Raw genomic sequence first — 5,780 nt, forward strand, 5'->3', positions numbered from 1 at the left:
GGTCATTTCCTATGTTTCGCTCCGCGATTCGGAAACCAAGGAAGAGTTTTATGACAAGCTGCGCTTTGTCTACTTGGAAATGCCTAAATTTACCAAAGCTGCCTCTGAGCTCCAAGGAAACTTAGACAAGTGGCTCTTTGTTTTGAAAAATATGCACCGCCTCGAAAACGTACCCGTCAATATCCAAGAGGCGGTTTTGCTCAAGGTTTTTGAAGAATGTGAAATTGCCAAATACAACAAAGAAGAACGTATGCTCTACGAACAAAGCCAAAAAGAACGTAACGACTGGTTTGCCGTACTCTCCACTGCTGAGGAAAAAGGAAGAGCCAAAGGAAAAGCTGAAGGAAAAGCTGAAGGAAAAGCCGAGGTCGCTAGACAGTGTATCTTGAAGGGTTATGACAATGAAATCATTCAGGAACTAACCAACCTACCCCTTGCCAGTATCGAACAACTAAGGCAAGAGATGAAAGCCCAAGGCCTGATCTAACAACACCTATCAACCCCATAGAACTGCTAAACTGATGACCAACCTCGAAAGCTTACAATACCCCATCGGACGGTTTGAGCCACCCACACATATCGACAGCATTACACGCACACAGTACATTCAAACCTTACGACTTTTTCCGGGGCAAGTCCGCAGCCTGACCACAGGTCTTTCCTCAGCCCAACTCCAAGTACCCTACCGCCCAGGAGGGTGGACAGTAAGGCAGGTTGTCAATCACTGTGCCGACTCCCACGCACAAGCGCTTTCTCGCTTCAAGTTAGCACTTACAGAAGCCAACCCTACCGTCAAACCATATCAAGAGCAGGCTTGGGCTGTCTTGGCTGATAGTCAGAACGACAACATCACCCCCGCGCTGGAGATGCTTTCAGGCATCCATCAGCGATGGGTGATTTTGTTGGAAGCAATGAACCAAGAGGATTTTCAAAAAAACTATTTCCATCCCGAAAACCAACGTCAATACACCCTTGACGAGATATTAGCGCTATACGATTGGCACTCGCGCCACCATTTGGCACACATCCGACTTGCACTTGGCCAGCCCGAATTACGGCTTGAACTTGCATTCGATTATCATCTCAAAACCTTTCAAAGCCGCAGCAATACGGACAATGGAGAGGTTTCGAGTCAAACCATTTTTCATTATCGACAACAAGGCAGTATTGTTACAGCACAGTATGCCGGAGGCGGCATTCTCGAAGGACAACTCATCGGCACAGTAGATGAGGCAGGGGTGATTCAGATGCACTACCAACATCTAAACACCCAAAAACAGCTCCGTACAGGGCGTTGCCAATCAACACCGGAGCGCCTGCCCAATGGCAAAATTCGTTTGTATGAAAATTGGCAGTGGACTAATGGAGACCAAAGCAGTGGCCATTCTGTGATAGAGGAGGTTTGAGCCTTTAGTTTAACCTTTTTGGTTTGTTTTTACGTTATCATTCATAAGTGTAACCGCATCTAACAAACCAACAGCACGATGAAATACATAATTTATGCTTTTTTAGGAGTCATTAACTGCACGTTACAAGCGCAAACCACCCCACAGTTTAAGAGTGGGCAGCGCATCGAAATTTTCTATGAGAAAGATAGCCAATGTATGCAGGGACTGTCCAAGAAGTGCGTAATGAGGGATATATGATTAGTTATGATGGCTATAGTGCCGCTTACAATGAAACCATTCCTTTTGGTAGTAAGCGCTTGCGGGCTGTTGGGAGCGCAGCGCTGGAAGGTGTCGATTATATTGCTGTCGAGCGTGGCAAGACCAGCGTGCGACGAGGCAATCTTAATACTGGAAAAACCCTGCCCTTAGCTTGGGCAGCACTAAGTAGTATGGCCTGCTTTCCGGCCACACGGTTTGTAGAGTTTGAGGGCAATCACGTATTTTATTGGGTAGACTTGCCAGCCCGCTCAGAGATTTTTATTACCATCAAACCCCTCACAGGCAAACGCATTAATGTATATGCCTACTCCGGCTTTGATGGCAAAACCCTACCTCCAGATGTAGGCAGTTGTGTGAGTTGTGAAGCTGGTTACGAAGCATGGAGCGCGGCCAAGCCACCCAAAAACTTCCAAAAATCTGCTGGAGAGCATACTATCCGACTCAACGCCATCAATAACCCTTACAGAGTGCTGATAGGAGTAGCAGGAGCAAAAGATGTTGTAGAAGGAGACTATGAGCTAAATATCAGTCTCAAGTAGTAAAAAAGCCAACATAGCCGCCTAGGCGCTATTACTATGCTAAATCTTTTGTCCAATTCGTTGCCAATTCCGAAAAAACTAAGCATATTGCATACACCTCTATATGTGTTGATTTTTTTATCACCCACCTAAACCCTCAAAAGCGGTATGCCAGAACAAGCTATTGTCGTCATTATTATTTTTGCGGCCATTATAGGCTTCTTTACTTTCTTATACTATGTGCCCGTAAACCTTTGGATTACAGCTGTTTTTTCAGGGGTGCGTGTCGGATTGTTTGAGCTGGTGTTTATGCGCATCCGCCGTGTTCCTCCCCGAATCATCGTAGAGTCGCTCATTACAGCTACTAAGGCAGGCTTACAGCTTTCTACTCGCGAGCTAGAAACACACTTCTTGGCCGGTGGCAATGTGCCCTTGGTAATCAAAGCGCTTATCTCTGCGGATAAAGCCAATATCCAGCTTACCTTTAACCAAGCCACAGCCATTGATCTAGCCGGACGTAATGTCTTTGAAGCCGTACAGTTTTCTGTAAACCCGAAGGTGATCAATACGCCCCCTATCGCCGCAGTCGCACACGATGGCATTCAATTGATTGCCAAGGCACGGGTAACCGTAAGGGCCAATATAGGCCGCCTCGTAGGGGGAGCCGGTGAAGAAACTATCGTAGCACGTGTAGGGGAGGGCGTAGTTACCTCTATCGGCTCCTCGCAAAGCCACAAGCACGTACTCGAAAACCCTGATGTTATTTCCCAGCTGGTCTTGCAAAAAGGACTTGATGCCGGAACGGCCTTCGAAATCCTTTCTATCGATATTGCTGACATCGACATCGGCGAAAACGTAGGAGCCAAACTCCAAATAGAGCAAGCCGCCGCCGATCTCAAGGTGGCCAATGCCAATGCCGAAAAACGCCGTGCAATGGCTGTAGCCGAAGAGCAAGAAATGCGTGCCCGAGCACAACAGGCTCGCGCCCTCGTGATTGAGTCGGAGGCCGAAATCCCCAAAGCCTTTGCCGAAGCGCTGCGCACCGGCAAGATAGGAGTAATGGATTATTACCGCCTCCAAAACATCGAAGCAGATACCCAAATGCGCAAGAGTATAGGCGGAGAGCTGCCCCCACCACAGACAGGCGGGCAAGAGTAAAGCGCAGCTGTACACCTTCAACGCCTGAAGGCGATTAGACCTGACAAGTTAGCATAACCTGTCAGGTTCAGGTTTTGTTATTTTCTTTTCCTCTCCTTCCCTAATTTCCCCTGTTTGGTGTTTTGAGCCTGTTTGGCCTGCCTTTTCTTACGCCAAGGCGCGTCTTTTTCCCAATCTCCGGCCATAATACAGCCATAGGGCAAAATACGGTCTAACACCTCCCCAAGGCCAAACTCCTGCATCTGTGCCTGTACCGTTTGAGCGTTTTTGTAGGCACTGGGCAGCTCCGAAATATCGATATTACCCGAATAAAAGCGCACATCCAGCCCTTGGGTTTCTTCTGCAAACACCTCTTGGTGAGTCTTGTGACCCAAACTGCGGATGTGTTGGCTACGGCTGACATTGCGCCCCGCTCCGTGAGGGGCAAATCCAAGATTGGTCTCGCTCGTTTCGCCGCGCACCACCAGCACAGGCTCCCGCATATTGAGTGGCACCAAGCGCAGCCCCTCATACGAGTCGGGCACAAACTTATCGTCTAGGGGGGTAGCCCCCTTGGCGTGGTAAAACAAATCACCCTCTCGAAACACAAAATTATGCTCATTCCAGAAGCGCAACAAGGGCTCTAGGCGCAGCTTTTGTGCCGTCGCCTCGTGGATGACGGTATGGTTGAGCTTCGTCCAAGCCCGCACCAGCTGAAGCGCCTCCCAGTAGTCTCGACCTTCGTCGGTATCATAAGGAATCCACGCGTTTTTCTCCAAAGCGCGGGGGGCTATCTGCTTCCTGAATCCTTCAGCCACCTTCATCCCCTGGCTGTAGAGGTACGCCCCTAGCCCACGGCTGCCGTGGTGTGTCACCATCACCGTCTCGCCGGTCTGCTCTGAGCGCCCCACAAACAAAAAGTGGTTGCCATCGCCTTGCGTTCCCAGATGCTGCCGGGCAAAGGCCATACTGCGCTCCGTCTGCAAAAAGCGGTTGTAGCCCATTTCTTCCTGCAAACCCTTGGGCAGCTCCGAAAAGCGCTCACGTCCGCCGCCACCAAAATGCGTTACCGAAAGTGCTGCGTTCAGCACCTGTTGTGGGTCGGCCTGCCCTAGGTTGGTCATCATCACCGAACAACAAATATCAGCGCTGTGCATAGCCGGGTGGATGGCATTTTTGGCCACCGCTACCCCACCCACCGGAATCTGCCCGATGCCCCCTGTAGGGCAGGCATCCGGCATTACGGCTCCCGCCACCAGTGTAGGCGTACGCATCAAGGCCGCCATCGTCGTCAGTACGCTGTCTACATTGGCCTGCTCTTCCGGTGTTTCGGCACGGATATTTTGATAAAAAGGCAGCGGCTCCTCGCGCATCTCCACCGTTCGGGGGGCTACCGAAGCCAGATACTGCATCAAGACCTCACCCTGAAGCCCCTCTCGGTTGATATGCCGCAAAGCCTCCTTAAACCACTTGTCCGGGCGGTAGCCCAAAGCCAATAAATCATCTCCTGTATACATAGGGTAGCAATTTAGGCAATCTTCAAAACCCAAATATACGCAAAAAGTAGGGGAGAGGTTGGGGGGAGAGCAAACGATATATTATACAAACCCCTTCAGACACATTTAGTACCTGAAAGGGCAAAGGCAAAACGGCACGGAGGCCTAGTTCAAAAGAACTCAAGTACTATGAATATTAAACCAGCTATTGGCGTTGGCGTCAGAGGCCAGTTTCCAGTCAGACCAAGCGTTACTTTTCCAACCTTGGGCTGCCCTTAGGATGTCGCTACGCGAAATCACCCCAACAACCTTACCTTTGTCCACTACCGGAAATCGCCGAACATGGGTTCGCAGAAACAACTGTGCCGCTTCTATAATACTCGTCTGAGGGCTTAATATCAAGATATTGTCCTGAGTCATATAGTCTTGCACCCGTCCGGCGGGTAAGTTATGGTATACACTGTCCGTAACCACACGCAAACAGTCCTTCTCCGAAATCACCCCCACCAGCTCGTGTGCCGAATTGATTACTGGCGCGCCCGAAATTTTGTGCTTCAACAGCGACTTCATCACCTCATAAATAGGCTGTTCTGGATGAAACATGATTAACTTGGTAGCCATATGATACCCGACTTGCTCAGGATTTTTTACTGCAAATGTGTTCATAACAATGGGGTTTAGTAGTAATAGTGATTAGTCTAGTGTTAAATATATGGATAAAAATCGGATAAACCAAATTATATCTTGTTTTTGTGATACTGAATAAGCCTGAATCAAGACAATGTTGCGTGCTAAAGTGTGTATAATGTCAATCAGGCTACAACCACACCTCAATACGCATCCTTTGGTAGCGCGCCCTTCTGGCAGTGTGAACACATCCTATGTTGGGGTTTTTGGTCTGTGTTCAACAATTTTCTTCTTGACAGTCAGTGGTTTAGGGTTTTTGGGCAAAAAAAACGGGG

Annotated in this window: 6 protein-coding genes; 4 read left to right on the top strand and 2 right to left on the bottom strand. The window is 49.0% G+C overall.

What is annotated here, in order from left to right:
* The 4 genes from G499_RS18190 to floA all read left to right on the top strand — a co-directional run.
* A partial coding sequence (locus G499_RS18190) for an Rpn family recombination-promoting nuclease/putative transposase (RefSeq protein ID WP_035726169.1) occupies positions 1–487 on the top strand: 487 nt, incomplete at its 5' end.
* A 34-nt stretch (positions 488–521) separates the two neighbouring features.
* Entirely contained in the window at positions 522–1,406 is an 885-nt protein-coding gene (locus tag G499_RS22450; protein WP_081413578.1) for a YfiT family bacillithiol transferase, read from the top strand.
* Between the two features lie 194 nt (positions 1,407–1,600).
* Entirely contained in the window at positions 1,601–2,206 is a 606-nt protein-coding gene (locus G499_RS18200) for an MBT domain-containing protein (protein ID WP_154658260.1), read from the top strand.
* A 147-nt stretch (positions 2,207–2,353) separates the two neighbouring features.
* Complete coding sequence (floA, locus tag G499_RS0100520) at positions 2,354–3,343, top strand: flotillin-like protein FloA (protein ID WP_026998319.1); 990 nt, start codon at positions 2,354–2,356, stop codon at positions 3,341–3,343.
* Between the two features lie 77 nt (positions 3,344–3,420).
* On the opposite strand, the gene G499_RS0100525 is transcribed toward floA, so the two are convergent.
* On the bottom strand, positions 3,421–4,839 hold the full coding sequence (locus G499_RS0100525; RefSeq protein WP_026998320.1) for an RtcB family protein: 1,419 nt from the start codon (positions 4,837–4,839) through the stop codon (positions 3,421–3,423).
* Between the two features lie 159 nt (positions 4,840–4,998).
* On the bottom strand, positions 4,999–5,484 hold the full coding sequence (locus G499_RS18205) for a CBS domain-containing protein (protein WP_051295795.1): 486 nt from the start codon (positions 5,482–5,484) through the stop codon (positions 4,999–5,001).
* Positions 5,485–5,780 lie beyond the last annotated feature (296 nt).

It is taken from the genome of Eisenibacter elegans DSM 3317 (assembly GCF_000430505.1).
GTDB lineage: Bacteria > Bacteroidota > Bacteroidia > Cytophagales > Microscillaceae > Eisenibacter > Eisenibacter elegans.